The sequence below is a fragment of the Streptomyces africanus genome (genome assembly GCF_030816955.1).
GTDB lineage: Bacteria > Actinomycetota > Actinomycetes > Streptomycetales > Streptomycetaceae > Streptomyces > Streptomyces africanus.
The window spans coordinates 3,929,048-3,947,271 of the sequence record NZ_JAUSYP010000001.1 but is presented as its reverse complement, the minus strand read 5'-3'; the positions used below and the strand labels follow the sequence as shown (position 1 = coordinate 3,947,271).

Sequence of the window (18,224 nt, the reverse complement as noted above, 5' to 3'; positions counted from 1 at the left end):
GGAAGCGCCTCCCTGGCGGCGCTGACGCTCGTCGACTCAGGCCGCGCTGACCTCCCCTGACACCGTCACCCGCCCCAGCAGCTCCTCGTACACCCCCCGCTCGAACTCCCCCGCAACCGGTGCCGAGACCGTCGCTGCCGACAGGGCCACCGCCCGGGCCAGGCGGTCCGGCCAGGGGAGGTGTTCCACCAGGCCCGACAGCAGGCCGGCGACCGCCGAGTCGCCCGCGCCCGTCGGGTTGCCTCGTACGGAGGTCGGTGGGGTGGCTCGCCAGCGGCCCTCTCGGGTGGCGGCGAGGAGGCCTTCCGGGCCGAGGGACGCCACCACCGCGCCCGCGCCCCTGCGGCGGGCGTCCTGCGTGGCGCGCAGGGGCTCGTGGGAGCCGGTCAGTTCCGCCAGTTCGTCCGCGTTCGGCTTGATGATGTCCGGGCGGGCCGCGACACCCCGGCGCAGCGCTTCGCCGCTCGTGTCCAGGAGGACCGGGACGCCGGCGGCACGGGCCGTCCGGACCAGGACCGCGTACGCCCCCACCGGCACGCCCGGCGGCAGGCTGCCGCAGAGGGCCACCGCCGAGGCGGACGGCAGCAGGTCCTCGTAGGCCTCCTGGAAGGCCGACCACTCGGCGGGCGTGACCATCGGGCCCGGTTCGTTGAGCTGCGTCGTGTCGCCGGTCTGTTCGTCCACCACGGCGATCGTGCGGCGGGTCGCGCCCGAGACCGGGACCAGCGCGTCCACCACGCCCGGCACCGCCGCGAGCCGCTCCTGCACGACCCGTCCCGTCGCCCCGCCCGTGAAACCGGTCACCGTCACCTGGTGCCCGAGCGCGGCGAGCACCCGGGCCACGTTGACGCCCTTGCCGCCGGGGCGTTCCGTCACCTCGGAGACGCGGTGGGAGGCGTGCGGCCTGAGGGACCGCACACGGTAGGTGATGTCGAGAGCGGTGTTCAGCGTGACCGTGAGGATCACCTGGGCCGACCTCCCCCGAGAATGCGCTTGCCGCCGTGAATGTTCAGATAGTCCGATCATGCCAAAGAGACGGCGGTCGGCCCAGTCCTGGAGCCGGCCACCGTCTCCCTACGGCGGGACGGATCAGTGCAGTTGGGGACCGACCACCCATTCGCCCCGGCGCATCACGCCCCTGAGCTCGTAGTCCGCGTCCAGGAGCACCAGATCCGCGTCCTTGCCGGGCTCCAGGGAGCCGATCCGGTCGGCCATGCCGAGGAGCCGGGCCGGGGTGGCCGAGAGGGCCGCCACCGCGTCCTCGACGGACAGGCCGTCGACCGTGACCGCACGCTTGAACGCGCGGTCCAGGGTGAGGGTCGAGCCGGCGATCGTGCCGTCCGTGAGCAGGCGGGCAACGCCGTCCGCGACCTCCACCTCCATCGGGCCCAGCCAGTAGCGTCCGTCGCCGAAACCGGCCGCGTCCATCGCGTCCGTGATGAACGCCACCCGGTCCGCGCCCGCGCGGTGGAACGCCAGCTGGAGCGCGGCGGGGTGCAGATGCGTGCCGTCGTTGATCAGCTCGACCGTGATCCGGTCGTCCTCCAGGAGCGCGGCGATCGGGCCGGGGGAGCGGTGGCCGAGCGGCGGCATCGCGTTGAAGAGGTGGGTGGCGACCGTCGCGCCCGCGTCGATGGCCTCGACCGTCTGCTCGTACGTCGCGTCGGTGTGGCCGATCGCCGCGATCACGCCGTGTTCGGCCAGGAGGCGTACGGAGTCGGTGCCGCCGGGCAGTTCGGTGGCCAGCGTGACCATCTTCGCCCTGCCCCGGGCCGCGTCGATCAGCTTGCGGACCTCCGCCGGGTCCGGGTCGCGCAGCAGCCCCTCGGAGTGCGCGCCCTTGCGGCAGGGGGAGATGAACGGGCCCTCGAAGTGGATGCCGGCGATCTCGCCCTGCTCGGCCAGCTCGCTCAGCAGGCCGGCGCGCTGGGCGAGGAAGTCCATGTCGCCGGTGACGGTCGAGGCGACCAGGGTGGTCGTGCCGTGCAGGCGGTGGGTGTGGATCCCCTTGAGGATGTCTTCGACCGACCCGGAGGTGAAGGAGGCTCCGCCGCCGCCGTGGTTGTGGATGTCGACGAAGCCGGGGAGTACGTAGTGGCCGGTTACGTCGATGACCTGGGCGTTTTCGGGGGCTGTGGCGGTGATGCGGGTGCCGTCGATGGTCAGCCGGCCGTTTTGGAGCGTTTCTGTGGGGAGGACGACGGTTGCGCCGGTCAGGACCGTGGGTTGTCCGGCCGTCGCGGGCTGCGGGTGCGACGGGGCTGGTCGCGCAGTTCCCCGCGCCCCTGGGTCGGCTGCCATCAGGGCGATACCTCCATACGGTCGGTTCGGTCGAGGAGATCCCAGGCCAGGAGCCCGGCGCCGAGGCATCCGGCCGTGTCACCCAGCGCCGCGGGGACGATTGACGGCTGCTTCTGGAAGGTGAGGCGGTGGCGGATCGCTTCTCGTAGCGGTGTGAACAAGGTTTCTCCGGCCTCGGCCAGGCCGCCCCCGATGATCAGGGTGCTGGGGTCCAGCAGAGTCAGGGCGGTGACCAGGCCGTCCGCCAGGGCGTCGACGGCCTGCTGCCAGACCGCCTGCGCCCTCGGGTCGCCGGAGTCCACCGCCTTCGCGCAGTCCGCGGCGTCCGCGTCCGGGTCCCCGGAAGCCGTCGCCCACGCCTCGCTCACCGCCGCCGCCGAGGCGAAGCGCTCCAGGCAGCCGTGCTGCCCGCACGGGCAGGGCGCCCCGCCGGGGCGTACGACGATGTGGCCGATCTCACCCGCGAAGCCGTGCGCGCCCGCCTCGACCCGGCCGTCGACGCCGATGGCGCCCGCGATGCCGGTGCCGAGCGCGACGAACAGGAAGCGGTCCGCGCCCCGGCCCGCGCCGACCCGGCCCTCGGCGAGGCCGCCGGTGCGCACGTCGTGGCCGAGGGCGACCGGGATGCCCAGCCGCTCCGCCAGCAGGTCGCGCAGGGGGACGTCACGCCAGCCGAGGTTCGCCGCGTAGACGGCGATGCCCCGCGCCTCGTCGACGATGCCGGGGACGGCCACGCCGGCGGCCGACGCGGGCGTGCCGAAGTGCTCGGCACCGTACGCGCGCAGTTCGGCGGCGAAGTCGAGGATGCCCGCGACGACGGCGTCCGGTCCGTGCTCGCGTCCGGTGGGGCGGCGGGCCCGGTGCAGCAGTTCGCCCCGCGGACCGGCCAGGGCGGCCTTCATTCCGGTCCCGCCCACGTCGAGGGCGATGACATGTCTCACGGAAACAGTGTGACCCGGGGACCCGCGAGAGGTCTAGTCCACTCACGTGGTGTAGACCTTGTTCCGATTATCGAAAGCTTTCGTCGGCGGTCACGCCAGGGTTGGGGAAGAACAGCGGTGCAGCGGCGGTGGATGGCAGGAACGATCGCGGTGGTGTCCGCACTGGGCATGACGGCGGTCCTCGGCGGCTGTGGCGTGACGGGCGGCTCGGCCGACGTGACCCTGAAGCTGGTCGCCGCCGACTACGGCGACAGTGCGGCCAACAGCTCCAAGAAGTACTGGGACAAGCTGGTCGAGGAGTACGAGGCCGACCACCCCGGCGTCAAGATCGACGTCAGTGTCTACTCCTGGAACGACGTCGACCGCAAGGTCAGGGAGATGGTCGCCGCCGGTGACCCGCCGGACATGGCGCAGATCGGCGCGTACGCCGACTACGCGGCGCAGAACCAGCTCTACAAGGCGGACGACCTGCTCTCCATACCCGTGCAGGCCGACTTCGTCGGACAGCTGGCCTCCGCGGGACAGGTCAAGGGCGTGCAGTACGGCATGCCGTTCGCCTCCTCCACCCGCGTGCTCTTCTACAACAAGACCCTCTTCGCCAAGGCCGGCATCACCCCGCCCAAGTCCTGGGACGACCTGGCCGAGGACGCCCAGGCGCTCAAGGACGAGGGCGTGAAGTACCCCTACGCGCTGCCCCTCGGCCCGGAGGAGGCGCAGGCCGAGACCCTGCAGTGGATGCTCAGCGGCGGGGGCGGCTACGCCGACACCGTCGGCAGCTACGGCATCGACTCCCCGGAGAACATCGACACCTTCTCCTGGCTGAAGAACGAACTGGTCGCCAAGGACCTGACCGGGCCGGTCGCGCCCGGCGAGCTGAACCGGGCCGCCGCGTTCGCCGCCTTCGCCAAGGGCGAGGTCGGCATGCTCAACGGCCACCCCTCCCTGATGAAGATCGCCGCCAAGTACGGCGTCGAGTACGGCATGGTGCCGACCCCGGGCAAGGAGGGGCCGAGCAAGTCCACGCTCGGTGTCGCCGACTGGATGACGGCCTTCCGGAAGAACGGCCACAGTGACCAGGTCGGCGACTTCCTCGACTTCGTCTACAGCGAGAAGAACGTGCTGGCCTTCTCCCGCGAGTACGACCTGCTGCCGGTCACCAGCTCCGCGTCCCGGACCATGACCGCCTCCCGCAAGGACCGGCACCTCAAGCCGTTCCTGGAGGAGCTGGTGGCCTCCGAGCTCTACCCGGTCGGCAAGACCTCCTGGGCCGACGTCAGCGCCGAGGTGAAGAAGCAGATCGGCAAGGCCGTCGCCCCCACCGGCAGCCCCTCGGGCGTCCTGGGACACCTCCAGGCCGTGGCGACCCGGGCGGAGAGCGCGGAGTAGCCCCGCTGTCGGTGGCGGGCGTTACGGTGCCTGGCATGGACGAGGACACGGGTGAGGAGCGGCTCGGGCGCCGGGAGCGGGACATCCTCGCGCTCGAACGCCGCGGATTCTCCGGGCCCGGCGCGAAGGAACGGGCCGTACGGGAGGAGCTGGGCCTCGCCCCCGTGCGCTACTACCAGCTCCTCAACGCCCTGCTGGACGACCCCCGGGCCCTGGCCCACGACCCGGTGACGGTGAACCGGCTGCGGCGGATCCGGGAGAAGCGCCGGGCGGAGCGTTAGGACTCAGCCGATCCGGGCCGCCAGCTCGCTCAGCAGGCGTACGACACCCTCCGGACCGTCCACCACCACGTCCGCCCGCTCCCTCAGCTCGGTCACCTCGTCGCTGCCGCTGCACACCAGCAGGCCCGGGGTGCCGTCCGAGCGGAGCGTGTCGACGGCCGAGAAGGCGGGCAGATCGCCCAGGTCGTCGCCGGCGAAGAGGACGGACCCGGCGCCGACCTCCCGGGCGAACCCGGCGAGGGCGGCGCCCTTGTCCATGCCGGGCGGGCGCAGTTCGAGGACCATGCGGCCGGGCTCCACGATCAGGCCGTGGCGGCCGGCCAGGCCGGCGAGCGGCTCGCGCAGGGAATCCAGCGTGGCCTGGGGATCGGCGGCCCGGCGGGTGTGGACCGCCACGGACCGGCCCTTCTCCTCGATCCAGGTCCCCTGCGACGCGCCGAGCCGTTCGAGGAGCTCGGGCAGCTCGGTGCGGACCGCGGCGACGCCGGGATGCGGCTCGGGGGCGCTGACCTCGCCGGTGCGGGCGTCCCAGCGCTCGGCGCCGTAGTGGCCGAGGACCACGAGGTGCTCCAGGCCCGGGACGTCCGCGAAGCCGCCGCCTCGCACCGCGACCTCGGCGGGCCGCCCGGTGATCACCGCCACGGCGGCCACCTTCGGTGCGAGCGCGGCCAGCGCGGGGACGGCGTCGGGGTGGGCCCGGGCCTGCTCGGGGTCGGCCACGATCGGCGCGAGCGTCCCGTCGAAGTCGAGGCCGATCAATGCCGTGCCCGGGCGGGTGAGAAGAGCGTCCAGACCCTCCTGCCCGGCTTTCGTGGCGGGCACCGGCAGCGGGGAGTCCGTGGGACCGGTCATCGCCGCTCAGCCCCTCAACGCGTCGAGCTGGTCCAGGAACCACTGCGCCGGAGGCAGAGCCGTCGCCGCCGCTGCCAGGCGCTTGCTGCGCTCGGCCCGCTCCTCCGGGCGCATGGACAGGGCCTCGTGCAGGGCCGTCGCCGTGCCCGTGATGTCGTAGGGGTTCACCGTGATCGCGTCCTCGGCCAGCTCCTCGAACGCCCCGGCCTCCCGCGACAGCACCAGCGCGCAGCCCGCGTCGGAGACGACCGGGACCTCCTTGGCGACGAGGTTCATGCCGTCCCGGATGGGGTTGACCAGCGCCACGTCGGCCAGCCGGTACGCGGCCAGGGAGCGGGCGAAGTCGTCCTTGAGGTTGAGGACGACCGGAGTCCACCCCGGTGTCCCGAACTCGGCGTTGATCTCCTCCGCGACCCGCCGCACCTCGGCCGTGTACTCCCGGTACACCGCGAGGTCCTGGCGCGAGGGATACGCGAAGGCCACGTGCACCACGCGCTCGCGCCATTCGGCGTGGGTCTGAAGCAGCCGGCGGTAGGCCAGCAGGCCGCGCACGATGTTCTTCGACAGCTCCGTGCGGTCGACCCGGACGATGGTGCGGCGGCCCTCGCCGATCTCCTCCCGGAGCGCGGCCATCCGCTCCTCGACGTCCTGCTCGTGCGACCGCTTCCGCAGGAAGTCCGCGTCGGCCCCCAGCCCGTGCACGCCGATCCGCGTGCCCCCGAGCCCGCCGGCGAACTGCTCGGCGCACGCGGTGAACGCGTCCGCCCAGCGCTGCGTGAGGAAGCCCAGCCGGTCCGCGCCCAGCATGCCGCGCAGCACCTGCCCGGCCACGTCGTCCGGCAGCATCCGGAAGTACTCGGGCGGCGCCCACGGAGTGTGCGAGAAGTGGCCGATCCTGAGGTCCGGCCGCAGCGCGCGGAGCATGCCCGGCACCAGCGTGAGGTGGTAGTCCTGCACCACCACCGCCGCGCCCTGCGCCGCCTCCTCGGCCAGCGCCTCGGCGAACGCCCGGTTGTACGTCTCGTACGACGCCCACTGGCGCCGGAACTCCGCGTCGAAGACCGGCTCCAGCGGCGTCTGGTAGATCATGTGGTGCACGAACCACAGCACCGAGTTGGCGATGCCGTTGTACGCGTCCGCGTGCACGTCGGCCGGGATGTCCAGCATCCGCACGCCGTCCTCGCCGACGCCCCGCCGGACCGCCTCGCGGTCGCCGTCGGACAGCGCCGAGCACACCCACAGCGCGTCCGCGTCCGAGCCGATCGCGGACAGCCCCGAGACCAGCCCGCCGCCGCCCCGCTTGGCGTTCAGCGAACCGTCCTCGCCCACCGCGTACGAAACCGGACCGCGGTTGGACGCCACCAGCACCTGTGCAGCACCGTACGTCGAAGCCATACGCCTCAACCTAGCCCGGCCCGGAAACACTCAAACGTGCGGCCCCGCCCCACCCGGCCGAAAACGACCCCGGTCAGGCCGCTCTCCGCGCCTGGTACTCGGCGATCTCCGCCATCGGCGGACGCTCCTCGGTGTCCACGGAGTACGTGCGCGGCTCGAAGCCGTCGCCGCCCCGCTCGAACTGCGTCAGGGACGGCCGGATCAGATGCCCGCGGGCCAGCCGCAGCTGGGCCGTGCGGTAGATCGCGGCGGCCATCCGGCCCAGCGCCTGCCCGTCCTGGTGCCGGTGCTTGCGCACCCCGACGTCCACCTGGGCGAGGGCGTCCAGGCCCACCAGGTGCAGCGCGTCGACCAGCATGCCCAGCTCGACGCCGTACCCGACGGGGAACGGCAGCTGCTCCAGCAGCGAGCGGCGGGCCGCGTACTCGCCGCCGAGCGGCTGCACGAACCCGGCCAGCTGCGGCCAGTGCATGTTGAGCAGCGGGCGGGCCATCAGCTCCGTGACCCGGCCGCCCTGGCCGGCGGCGCCGCCGAGCGGACGGTCGTACATGCCCTTCACCAGGGCGACGTCCGGGTCGGTGAGCAGCGGGCCCACGATCCCGGAGACGAAGTCGGACGAGAAGTCCTTCAGGTCCGCGTCGATGAAGCAGACGATGTCCCCGCGCGTGACCAGCAGCGAGCGCCACAGCACCTCGCCCTTGCCGGGCACGGCCGGGATCCGCGGGATGATCTCGTCGCGGTGCACCACCGTCGCGCCCGCGGCGGCGGCCACCTCCGACGTGCGGTCGGTCGACCCCGAGTCGACGACGACCAGTTCGTCGACGAGCGGCACCTGCCGCATCAGGTCGTGACGGATGATGGCGGCGATGTCACCGACCGTCTCCTCCTCGTTGAGCGCGGGCAGCACCACACTCACCGTCTGGCCGGTGCGCTGCTTGGCGGCCAGAATCTGGTGGAGCGGACGATCGGTCGCTGACCAGGAACGGGTGCTCAGCCAGCGCTCGACTTCTTCCAGCACCGTGGCGGCTCCTCTGCGTACTCTCGGCGGGACGGACTGTGACCCATCTCGCGGTTCGGACGACTATCTCAACTGTCCTGGTCGTCGGTTACAGTCTTGAACAACGCGGATGACCATCGCATGTCCGGGGTCAACCGTTGTTTACAACCACATACAGCTCATCCAGAGGGGCAGAGGGAAACGGCCCGATGAAGCCCCGGCAACCCTCCAGCCGATACTCGTAGGTCACTGTCGACCGCTCCGCGAGGCTCCCGGCTCGGGAAGGTGCCAAATCCGTCTCACGGCGAGATGCGTCGTGAGGAAGATGAGGAGAAAGGGCCTCGCCTCACATGGCTGTGCAGACTGTTGCAAGCACCACCGACTCCACCGTAGACCTCGGCCCCGCCGCCGCCCTGAGCTGCCGCGAGTGCGGCCACCGCGTACCCCTCGGCCCGGTCTTCGCGTGCGAGGAGTGTTTCGGCCCGCTGGAGATCGCCTACGACTTCTCGGCCTACGACACCGAGGAACTCCGCAAGCGGATCGAAGCGGGACCCGCGAACATCTGGCGCTACGCCCCGCTGTTGCCGGTCCCGGCCGACGTGGCGACCAAGCCGAACATCAACCCGGGCTGGACCCAGCTCGTCAAGGCCGACAACCTCGCGCGTGAGCTGGGTGTCGACGCCGGCAAGCTCTTCATCAAGGACGACTCCGGCAACCCGACGCACTCCTTCAAGGACCGGGTCGTCGCGCAGGCCCTGGAGGCCGCCCGCGCCTTCGGCTTCACCACGCTGTCCTGCTCCTCCACCGGCAACCTCGCCGGCGCCGTGGGTGCCGCGGCGGCCCGCGCCGGCTTCCGCTCCTGCGTGTTCATCCCGCACGACCTGGAGCAGGGCAAGGTCGTCATGGCCGCGGTCTACGGCGGCGAGCTCGTCGGCATCCAGGGCAACTACGACGACGTGAACCGCTTCTGCTCCGAACTGATCGGCGACCCGGCCGGCGAGGGCTGGGGCTTCGTCAACGTCAACCTGCGGCCGTACTACGCCGAGGGCTCCAAGACCCTGGCGTACGAGATCTGCGAGCAGCTCGGCTGGCGGCTGCCCGACCAGATCGTGGTGCCGATCGCCTCCGGCTCGCAGCTCACGAAGATCGACAAGGGCCTGCAGGAGCTGATCAAGCTCGGGCTGGTCGAGGACAAGCCGTACAAGATCTTCGGCGCGCAGGCCGAGGGCTGCTCGCCGGTGTCGACGGCGTACAAGGCCGGGCACGATGTCGTACGCCCCCAGAAGCCGGACACGATCGCCAAGTCGCTGGCGATCGGCAACCCGGCGGACGGGCCGTACGTGCTCGACATCGCGCGTCGCACGGGCGGTGCGGTGGAGGACGTCAACGACGAGCAGGTCGTCGACGCGATCAAGATTCTCGCCCGGACCGAGGGCATCTTCGCGGAGACCGCCGGTGGGGTGACCGTGGGCGTGGCGAAGAAGCTGGTCGAGAACGGGGTGCTCGACCCGTCGTTGACGACCGTGGTGCTGAACACGGGTGATGGTCTGAAGACGCTGGATGCGGTGGCTGGGACCGGGCTCACCGCGACCATTCGTCCCAACCTGGATTCGTTCCGTGAGGCTGGGCTCGTCTGACCGTCGTCTGCTGCGGGCCGGTGGGGGCTGGTCGCGCTCACGCGGCGGAGCCGCATGTTCAACGCAGCCCCGCGCCCTAGCTATCTCGTCCAACCGGAGGTTTTGAAGTCATGAGCGTCACCGTTCGCATCCCCACCATCCTGCGTACCTACACCGGCGGGCAGGCCGAGGTCGCCGCCGAGGGGGCGACCCTCGGCGAGGTCATCGCCGATCTGGAGAAGAACCACACCGGGATCGCCGCCCGGGTGCTGGACGACCAGGGCAAGCTGCGCCGGTTCGTCAACGTGTACGTCAACGACGACGACGTGCGGTTCGAGCAGGGGCTGGAGACGGCGACGCCGGACGGTGCCGGGGTGTCGATCATCCCCGCCGTCGCGGGTGGCTGAACCGGTCGACCGGCTTGATTGTTACCTTCGGTAATGGCGGTTACTGAGAGTTCATCGAATTGCCCCCTCCGTGAGAGAAGCGGAGGGGGCAATTCTGTGTGATTGAGCGCGGTAGAGTTGGGGAACGCAGCGCCGATCTCCTGATCGGGAGCCCTGATTTCCTGCCGCGCGCCCGACAAGATGTAGCCAAAGTGTGTGTGTCTTTCGCGGCTTTTGTGCCTTTTGTGTGGCCCGACTTGCCCTGAAGTCTGGCGAATTCTCCCCACATTCCGGACCCCGCGCGTCCAGAATTCTCGTCCGATTGACCTGTTGCAGACGGCAGTTGGACAGATACATTCGGCCGCGGTCGACGCGTTCCGGCGCACGCCCCCAACCGTGGGGGGTGAGGTCTGACCCGGGTCCGCGAAGTGTGGATCTGTGCAAGGGCCAGTAATAGGGGAGTTAGGCATGGCTCAGGGCACCGTCAAGTGGTTCAACGCGGAGAAGGGGTACGGCTTCATCGCGGTCGACGGTGGTGCGGATGTTTTCGTCCACTACAGCGCGATCCAGATGGACGGCTACCGCACCCTTGAAGAGGGCCAGCGGGTCGAGTTCGAGATCTCGCAGGGTCAGAAGGGACCGCAGGCCGACATGGTTCGCGTCTCTGCCTGAACGCGCACCACGACCAAGCGCAAGCGACCGGTCTTCTCTGAAGGGCCCGCACCCCCTGGGGTGCGGGCCCTTCGGTCTGTCGGGCCGGCCGACCGGGGTGACGGGCGCGCCGGGCGACCGCTCGTCGAAACCGCCGCGCCCGAACGCGTCTCGGCGTCCCCCCGGCGCTGGGGGCGCGGGGCCGCGCTCCGGACCTGCTCGCGTCGTCGCTCTCGTCTCGCCGCCGCGGGCCGGGGGCCAGGCATTTCTCTGCTCGCCCGATCCGCCGCGGCGCTGCCCGTGGCCTGCGGGCCGAGCCGGATGCCCCCTGTTCGCCGGGGGCTGAGCGCCCGCTCGAACCGTGGGAGTCGCTTGCACTCGCCATGCCCGAGTGCTAATCATTGCGTTAGCACTCTGAAGGTGAGAGTGACAACGTAAGGACCGGGTCGGTGAGGCCCGCAGGCCGGGTGGGAAGGAACCACGAGGCAGGCGAGCCGTCCGTCGCGGGCGCGGGCGCGGTCCGAAGTAATCACCCCCAGTCCTGGAGGGACCACTTCACATGGCCAAGATCATCGCGTTCGACGAGGAGGCGCGGCGCGGCCTCGAGCGCGGCATGAACCAGCTCGCGGACGCCGTCAAGGTGACGCTCGGCCCCAAGGGCCGCAACGTCGTCCTCGAGAAGAAGTGGGGCGCCCCCACGATCACCAACGATGGTGTGTCCATCGCCAAGGAGATCGAACTCGAGGACCCGTACGAGAAGATCGGCGCCGAGCTGGTCAAGGAAGTCGCCAAGAAGACGGACGACGTCGCCGGTGACGGTACGACCACCGCGACCGTGCTCGCCCAGGCCCTGGTCAAGGAAGGCCTGCGCAACGTAGCCGCCGGTGCGAACCCGATGGCCCTGAAGCGCGGTATCGAGCGCGCCGTCGAGGCCGTCTCCGCCGCCCTGCTGGAGCAGGCGAAGGACGTCGAGACCAAGGAGCAGATCGCCTCCACGGCCTCCATCTCCGCCGCCGACACCCAGATCGGCGAGCTCATCGCCGAGGCCATGGACAAGGTCGGCAAGGAAGGCGTCATCACCGTCGAGGAGTCCCAGACCTTCGGTCTGGAGCTGGAGCTCACCGAGGGTATGCGCTTCGACAAGGGCTACATCTCGGCGTACTTCGCCACCGACATGGAGCGTATGGAGGCCGTCCTCGACGACCCGTACATCCTGATCGCCAACTCGAAGATCAGCAACGTCAAGGACCTGCTGCCGCTCCTCGAGAAGGTCATGCAGTCGGGCAAGCCGCTGCTGATCATCGCCGAGGACGTCGAGGGCGAGGCCCTGTCGACCCTGGTCGTCAACAAGATCCGCGGCACCTTCAAGTCCGTCGCCGTCAAGGCCCCGGGCTTCGGTGACCGCCGCAAGGCGATGCTGCAGGACATCGGCATCCTCACCGGCGGCGAGGTGATCTCCGAGGAGGTCGGCCTCAAGCTGGAGAACGCCACGATCGACCTCCTGGGCAAGGCCCGCAAGGTCGTCATCACCAAGGACGAGACCACCATCGTCGACGGTGCCGGCTCCGCCGAGCAGGTCCAGGGCCGGGTCAACCAGATCCGCGCCGAGATCGAGAACAGCGACTCGGACTACGACCGCGAGAAGCTGCAGGAGCGCCTGGCGAAGCTGGCCGGCGGCGTGGCCGTCATCAAGGCCGGTGCCGCCACCGAGGTGGAGCTCAAGGAGCGCAAGCACCGCATCGAGGACGCCGTCCGCAACGCCAAGGCGGCCGTCGAGGAGGGCATCGTCGCCGGTGGTGGCGTGGCCCTGCTGCAGGCCTCCCAGGTCTTCGAGAAGCTGGAGCTGGAGGGTGACGAGGCGACCGGCGCCAACGCCGTGAAGCTCGCCCTGGAGGCCCCGCTGAAGCAGATCGCCGTCAACGGTGGTCTCGAGGGCGGCGTCGTCGTGGAGAAGGTCCGCAACCTCCAGGTCGGCCACGGCCTGAACGCCGCGACCGGTGAGTACGTCGACATGATCGCCGAGGGCATCATCGACCCGGCGAAGGTGACCCGTTCCGCGCTGCAGAACGCCGCCTCCATCGCCGCGCTGTTCCTCACCACCGAGGCCGTCATCGCCGACAAGCCGGAGAAGACCGCCGCGCCCGCCGGCGGCGGCATGCCGGGCGGTGACATGGACTTCTGATCGACCTGGTCGATCAACGTCCTTGCCGAGGGCGGCACTCCCTGTTCCGACAGGGGGTGCCGCCCTCGGGCGTGTCCGGGATCACAGCGCGGACGGGATGAGGGGGCCGGGGCCGGATGGTTGGACCGTACGTCTTATGCGTATGCACATACTGTCCGGTATCAAGAGGAGCCCCCACGTGACCGTCGACGCCTCCGCCGCCTCCCGCGCCGCCGAAATCCTGTCCCGGCCCGTGTCGCTGGGCGGCCTGACCGTCCCGAACCGGATCGCGATGGCGCCGATGACCCGCATGTTCTCCCCGGGCGGCATCCCCGGCGAGGACGTCGTCTCGTACTACGCGCGCCGCGCCGCAGCCGGTGTCGGCCTGATCGTCACCGAGGGCACCTACGTCGGCCACGAGTCGGCCGGGCAGAGCGACCGCGTCCCGCGGTTCCACGGCGAGGAGCAGCTCGCGGGCTGGGCGAAGGTCGCCGAGGCGGTGCACGCCGCGGGCGGCACGATCGTGCCGCAGCTGTGGCACATCGGCATGGTCCGCAACCAGGGCGAGCCGCCCGTCGCGGACGCCCCGGCCGTCGGCCCCTCCGGTCTGCGCATCGGCGCCACCGAGCCCACCGGCAAGGCCATGACCCAGGCCGACATCGACGCCGTCATCGGCGCGTTCGCCGAGGCCGCGGCCGCCGCCGAGCGCATCGGCTTCGACGGCGTGGAGATCCACGGCGCCCACGGCTACCTGCTCGACCAGTTCCTGTGGGAGGGCACCAACCGCCGCAGTGACGCCTACGGCGGCGACCCGGTCGCCCGTGCCGCGTTCTCGGCGGAGATCGTCGCGGCCGTCCGCGAGACCGTCTCCGCCGACTTCCCCGTCATCTTCCGCTACTCGCAGTGGAAGCAGGACGCCTACGACGCCCGCCTCGCCGAGACGCCCGAGGAGCTGGAGGCCATCCTGACCCCGCTCGCCGCGGCCGGTGTGGACGCCTTCCACGCCTCCACCCGCCGCTACTGGGTGCCCGAGTTCGACGACTCCGACCTCAACCTGGCCGGCTGGACCAAGAAGCTCACCGGCAAGCCGACCATCACCGTCGGCTCGGTCGGCCTGAACGGCGACTTCATCAAGGCCTTCCAGGGCGAGGGCGCCGAGGTCGGCGACCTCGACAACCTCCTGGACCGCTTCGAGCGAGACGAGTTCGACATGGTCGCCGTCGGTCGCGCCCTGCTCCAGGACCCGCAGTGGGCGCAGAAGGTCCTCTCCGGCCGCTTCGAGGAGCTGGCGTCGTACGACCCGGCGGCGCTGAAGACGCTCAGCTGACCACGGGGCGGTCCGCGCCCGGGCCGCCCTGGTTTCACTTGCGTCAGTCAAGGACACTGGCGGAGCGCCTGTTCACCGGCACCCCGTGAGGAGATCCAGAGATGACGACGACCGAGTCCCACCCCCCGAACGGCGCCTTCGCCGGGCAGGCCGCACCGGTGGTGCGCACCACCGCCGGTGCGGTACGCGGCCGCACGGAGGAGGGCCTCGCCGTCTACCGCGGCATCCCCTTCGCCGCGCCCCCCGTGGGCGAGGCCCGGTTCCAGGCACCGCGCCACGCCCACGCCTGGGACGGCGTACGGGACGCGTACGCCTTCGGCCCGCCGCCCCCGCAGGACCTCGGCAACCTCGGCGGCCCGGGTTTGATCAACGTGCCCGAGGGCGACGAGTGGCTCACGGTCAACGTCTGGACCCCCGAACCCGCCCCGGGCGCCCGCCGCCCGGTGATGGTGTGGCTCTACGGCGGCGCCTACAAACTCGGCCACGCCGGCAGCCCCGGCTACGACGCCCGGCACCTCGCGGCCGACGGTGACGTGGTGGTCGTGTCGCTCAACTACCGCGTGGGCATGGAGGGTTTCGCGTTCATCGAGGGCGCTCCCGCCAACCGCGGCCTGCTCGACCAGGTGGCCGCGCTGGAGTGGGTCCGGGACAACATCGAGGCGTTCGGCGGCGACCCCGGCCAGGTCACGGTCTTCGGTGAGTCGGCGGGCGCCGGCTCGGTCGCCTCGCTGCTGGCCATGCCGGGGGCGGCGGGCCTGTTCCGGCGGGCGATCGCGCAGAGCGTGCCGGGGACCTTCTTCTCGGACGCGCTGGCCCGTGACATCGGCGCCGCGCTCGCCGCCGAGGTGGGGCTGCGCGCCACGGTCGCCGACCTGGCGACGATCCCGCCACGCGAACTGACGTCGGCGGGCGAGTCGTTGAGCGGCAAGATGGCCGGGTACATCGACCGCTGGGGCCAGGCGGCGCCGACGGTCACGCCCTTCTCGCCGGTCGTCGACGGCGAGGTCCTTTCGGTCACGCCCTGGCAGGCGCTGGCGGTCGGCGCGGCCAAGGACGTCGACCTGCTCGTCGGCCACAACCGCGACGAGTACCGCCTCTTCGTCGCCATGGCGGGCCACCTGGGCCGGATATCCGAGGAGCGGGCGACCGCGGCCCTGCGCCTCTTCGCCCCCGGCCCCGACGGCGAGCGGGCCTACCGCACGGCCTTCCCCGACGCCTCCCCGGGTGAGCTGTTCGAACGCGTCCAGACGGACTGGTTGTTCGGCATGCCCTCGCTGCACCTGGCCGAGGCGCAGCGCGCGGGCGGCGGACGCGCGCACGTCTACGAGCTGACCTGGCCGGCCCCGGGCAGCGGCGGCGCGCTGGGCGCCTGCCACGGCCTGGACATCCCCCTGCTCTTCGGCACGTACGGGGCGGACCTCGGGGCCCTGCTGTTCGCGGGCACGGAGCCGTCCGCCGAGGCCGAGGCGCTGTCGTCCCGCTTCCGGACGTCCTGGACGGCGTTCGCGAGGACGGGTGACCCGGGCTGGCCGGCGTACGAGGAGACGGAGCGGCTGGTGCAGGTGCTGGACGCGGAGCCCGAGGTGAGGGCGTACCCGGAGGAGGCCTCGCGCAGGCTGTGGGAGGGCTACGACTTCCGGGCCCTGCCCCTCCTGTGAGCTAAAGGTTGCCCATCGGCTCGATGTCGACCCTGACCGGCGTCCCCCACACGCGCAGCACCTCGTAGTCGGTGAACTCGTGCACCAGCCGGTAGGCCATGGCGGCTCGGGGAGCCTTGCGCTGGGCGGCGATGTAGAGCTCGGCCTCGCGGCGGTCCCGGCGTGGGGTGCCGCACAGCTGCCAGGTCTGGCCGTTCCACAGCTCCGGCAGCCAGCGCTGCTGGGGCTGGGGACGGTCACCGCTGACGCCGTAGCGGGACTGGACCGGCTCGGTGGGCCGGTGCTGCGGGGCGGGGCCGTTGAACTCCGCCCGGCGGGCGGCCCGGCGCCGGGTCTCGCACAGCAGGCACAGGTCGGGGGCGGCCTCGTCGACCGGGCCGCTCGGATGCTCGGGGCAGCGTGTGCTGGGCGCCGCGTTCGAGACGCTCTCCTCCAGCAGGTCCAGGGCGCGCTTCAGATCCGCCTTGACCTCGTGCAGCTTGGCGTCCGGGGTGTCGGAGGTGAGGACTTCCCCGTGCTCACCGAGGAGACGGAGGGCACGGCCTAGGGCGGTGAGCTGGGCGTGGTTCATGGGTCCATTGTCGTCAGTCGGCGTAGTCCTTGAGCTTCCCGGTGTCCAGGGTGATGTTCACGGGGGCGGGGAGCTCGACGGTGGCGCCCCAGGGGTGGGAGGAGACCTGCTGGTAGCGGCCGTCCTTCGGCTCGCTGAAGACCGTGAGGGTGTGGTTGTCCCGGTCGATGAGGAGGTACACGGGGATCTCGGCTTCGGCGTAGCCGATGGGCTTGTCGATGCGGTCGCGCTGGTTGGTATCGCGGTCCCTGGAGGTGATCTCCACGGCCATGAGGGAACCGTCGGGCTCGGACCATTCGCCGTGGCCTCGGAAGTGATCCACAGGCGCGAGAGTTGCGTCCGTGCGAGCGCGGCCCTTGCGGTAGGCCTCGGCCTTGACGCCGGACTCGGGCACGAGATCCAGGTCAGGGCGGTGTTGCATGCACTGGCGCAGCAGCCACATGAGGATGCAGCGGTGGTTGCCATCCGGCATGGCCTTGACCTCTAGTTTTCCGTTGATGTACTCAAGCCGCACGGTCTCCGGGGCGCGGCGTTCAAGTTCCTCGAAGTCCTCGACGCTGAGTGGATCCTTCGTGCGGACCCGCCCGTCGACGTATTCGAGCCGCACGTGGTCCGGGGCCACGTCGGCCAGTTCCTCGAAGTCCTCGATGGGCATCAGCGGGTGGTCAGCGGTACCAGGGGTCATGGTGGTGCCTCCTCCCTTCCATCGTGCCCTGGGGGAGTGACGTCGCACCGTAGGAGCCGTCATGTGCGTGCCTTCTCTCGGCGTCGTTGGGACATCGCGGCGCGGATCTGGGCCGCGCGGTCGTGAACCGTGGGGGCGGACAGGGGTGCAGGGGGTTGCGCGGGGGCGCGTTCGCCCCGGCAGGCGCTGCAACGGCCCCCTGGTAGGGACTCCGGACGCCCCGGAGCACCGCAGTTCGCGCACTCCAGGACCCGCAGGGGCGGGCGCGGGGCGGGTGGGGGCGGGAGTTTGCTGGTCAGGCGATTGCGGACCAGGGCGGCGGGGTGGTGGACGGGCGTCGGCAGGCCGGCTGTGAGCGCACGCAGTACGTCCTCCTCCGAGGCGCCCCGCTCGAACCACTCCGTCACCAGTGGGGCGAGCGTCGCGCAGTCGGCCTGGGAGAGCGACAGGACGGGTGCCGTGCGGCCGAGGGCGGCCAGGAGGATGTGGGCGCGGGAGCGGGTGGGGCGCGCTGTCTGCTTCGGTACGTCGCCGCGGGTGAAGGCGGCCCACCAGTCGTCATCCCGGGCGGTGCGGGTGAACCACGTTCGGGTGATCCAGCGGGAGCTGCCGTCGTCCGCCGTCACGCACTCCCGGCCCCGGCGCAGGTGGCCCGCCTGCTGGATGCGGTTGAGGGCGGTGCCGAGGGCGCACTGTCCGTATGGCAGGTGCTTGGCCAGCGTCTTTACGGAGATGTCGGCGCCGTCGGGGAGGCGGTCGAGGTAGGCGGCGATGGCGGCTTCGCGGGGTGGGAGGTGTGCGAAGTCGTTTCTCGCGCGGGGGAGTTGGTCAGGAGCAGTGCGTTTGCCGTAGCCCGGGTTGGCCATGGGGTGCGCGGACGAGCGGGCAGCACTAAAGTTGGCGTCAGCCATGGGATCGATCGACTCTCGATCTCGTTGGTAAGCCCCCGCAGGTGTTGGCGCACCTGGCGGGGGCTGTTGCTTTGTGCAGGGAACGTTAAGGGTATGTGACTGTCC

At 71.1% G+C, this 18,224-nt stretch carries 17 protein-coding genes and 1 riboswitch; of the genes, 8 read left to right on the top strand and 9 right to left on the bottom strand.

Annotated features, from left to right (window positions below; genetic code table 11):
- Positions 1-36: 36 nt before the first annotated feature.
- From QF034_RS18190 to QF034_RS18180, 3 genes are all read right to left on the bottom strand, one after another.
- The gene (locus QF034_RS18190) at positions 37-966 is read right to left on the bottom strand and encodes a 1-phosphofructokinase family hexose kinase (protein WP_307175973.1); all 930 of its coding nucleotides are present in this window, start codon (positions 964-966) and stop codon (positions 37-39) included.
- A 123-nt stretch (positions 967-1,089) separates the two neighbouring features.
- A complete protein-coding gene (nagA, locus tag QF034_RS18185; RefSeq protein ID WP_307175972.1) occupies positions 1,090-2,301 on the bottom strand; it encodes an N-acetylglucosamine-6-phosphate deacetylase in 1,212 nt (403 codons plus the stop codon).
- Positions 2,301-3,242 carry an ROK family protein gene (locus QF034_RS18180; protein WP_307175971.1) on the bottom strand — a complete coding sequence of 314 codons (942 nt, stop codon included), beginning with the start codon at positions 3,240-3,242 and terminating at the stop codon, positions 2,301-2,303. Before QF034_RS18180 ends, nagA begins: the two co-directional genes overlap by 1 nt.
- 132 nt (positions 3,243-3,374) lie before the next feature.
- On the opposite strand from QF034_RS18180, the gene QF034_RS18175 reads away from it, so the two are divergent.
- Positions 3,375-4,628, top strand: coding sequence for an ABC transporter substrate-binding protein (locus tag QF034_RS18175; RefSeq protein ID WP_307175970.1), 1,254 nt, complete (start codon positions 3,375-3,377; stop codon positions 4,626-4,628).
- A 35-nt stretch (positions 4,629-4,663) separates the two neighbouring features.
- Positions 4,664-4,909: a DUF3263 domain-containing protein gene (locus tag QF034_RS18170; protein WP_307175969.1), complete on the top strand. Its 246-nt coding sequence runs from the start codon at positions 4,664-4,666 to the stop codon at positions 4,907-4,909.
- A 3-nt stretch (positions 4,910-4,912) separates the two neighbouring features.
- On the opposite strand, the gene otsB is transcribed toward QF034_RS18170, so the two are convergent.
- The 3 genes from otsB to QF034_RS18155 form a co-directional block, all read right to left on the bottom strand.
- Positions 4,913-5,761, bottom strand: coding sequence for a trehalose-phosphatase (gene otsB, locus QF034_RS18165; RefSeq protein ID WP_307175968.1), 849 nt, complete (start codon positions 5,759-5,761; stop codon positions 4,913-4,915).
- A gap of 6 nt (positions 5,762-5,767) precedes the next feature.
- Positions 5,768-7,156 (bottom strand): alpha,alpha-trehalose-phosphate synthase (UDP-forming), encoded by a 1,389-nt coding sequence (locus QF034_RS18160; protein WP_307175967.1) that lies wholly within the window; start codon positions 7,154-7,156, stop codon positions 5,768-5,770.
- 73 nt (positions 7,157-7,229) lie between these two features.
- Positions 7,230-8,174 (bottom strand): glucosyl-3-phosphoglycerate synthase, encoded by a 945-nt coding sequence (locus QF034_RS18155; protein WP_306965906.1) that lies wholly within the window; start codon positions 8,172-8,174, stop codon positions 7,230-7,232.
- Positions 8,175-8,329: 155 nt separating this feature from the next.
- Positions 8,330-8,485, top strand: a riboswitch (SAM riboswitch).
- A gap of 18 nt (positions 8,486-8,503) precedes the next feature.
- Here QF034_RS18155 and thrC point away from each other — a divergent pair.
- The 6 genes from thrC to QF034_RS18125 all read left to right on the top strand — a co-directional run bounded on the left by thrC (position 8,504) and on the right by QF034_RS18125 (position 15,952).
- The gene (gene thrC, locus QF034_RS18150) at positions 8,504-9,790 is read left to right on the top strand and encodes a threonine synthase (protein WP_307175966.1); all 1,287 of its coding nucleotides are present in this window, start codon (positions 8,504-8,506) and stop codon (positions 9,788-9,790) included.
- A 110-nt stretch (positions 9,791-9,900) separates the two neighbouring features.
- Complete coding sequence (locus tag QF034_RS18145) at positions 9,901-10,176, top strand: ubiquitin-like small modifier protein 1 (protein WP_010035955.1); 276 nt, start codon at positions 9,901-9,903, stop codon at positions 10,174-10,176.
- A 447-nt stretch (positions 10,177-10,623) separates the two neighbouring features.
- Positions 10,624-10,827 carry a cold-shock protein gene (locus QF034_RS18140; RefSeq protein WP_010035953.1) on the top strand — a complete coding sequence of 68 codons (204 nt, stop codon included), beginning with the start codon at positions 10,624-10,626 and terminating at the stop codon, positions 10,825-10,827.
- A gap of 538 nt (positions 10,828-11,365) precedes the next feature.
- Positions 11,366-12,988 (top strand): chaperonin GroEL, encoded by a 1,623-nt coding sequence (groL, locus tag QF034_RS18135; protein ID WP_307175965.1) that lies wholly within the window; start codon positions 11,366-11,368, stop codon positions 12,986-12,988.
- Between the two features lie 178 nt (positions 12,989-13,166).
- A complete protein-coding gene (locus QF034_RS18130) occupies positions 13,167-14,294 on the top strand; it encodes an NADH:flavin oxidoreductase (RefSeq protein WP_307175964.1) in 1,128 nt (375 codons plus the stop codon).
- A gap of 101 nt (positions 14,295-14,395) precedes the next feature.
- Entirely contained in the window at positions 14,396-15,952 is a 1,557-nt protein-coding gene (locus tag QF034_RS18125) for a carboxylesterase/lipase family protein (RefSeq protein ID WP_307175963.1), read from the top strand.
- A 1-nt stretch (position 15,953) separates the two neighbouring features.
- On the opposite strand, the gene QF034_RS18120 is transcribed toward QF034_RS18125, so the two are convergent.
- The 3 genes from QF034_RS18120 to QF034_RS18110 are packed head-to-tail and all read right to left on the bottom strand — an operon-like array spanning position 15,954 to position 18,074.
- Positions 15,954-16,523 (bottom strand): hypothetical protein, encoded by a 570-nt coding sequence (locus QF034_RS18120; RefSeq protein ID WP_307175962.1) that lies wholly within the window; start codon positions 16,521-16,523, stop codon positions 15,954-15,956.
- 13 nt (positions 16,524-16,536) lie between these two features.
- A complete protein-coding gene (locus tag QF034_RS18115; RefSeq protein WP_307175961.1) occupies positions 16,537-17,208 on the bottom strand; it encodes a Uma2 family endonuclease in 672 nt (223 codons plus the stop codon).
- A gap of 59 nt (positions 17,209-17,267) precedes the next feature.
- The gene (locus QF034_RS18110) at positions 17,268-18,074 is read right to left on the bottom strand and encodes a hypothetical protein (RefSeq protein ID WP_307179910.1); all 807 of its coding nucleotides are present in this window, start codon (positions 18,072-18,074) and stop codon (positions 17,268-17,270) included.
- Positions 18,075-18,224: the final 150 nt, after the last annotated feature.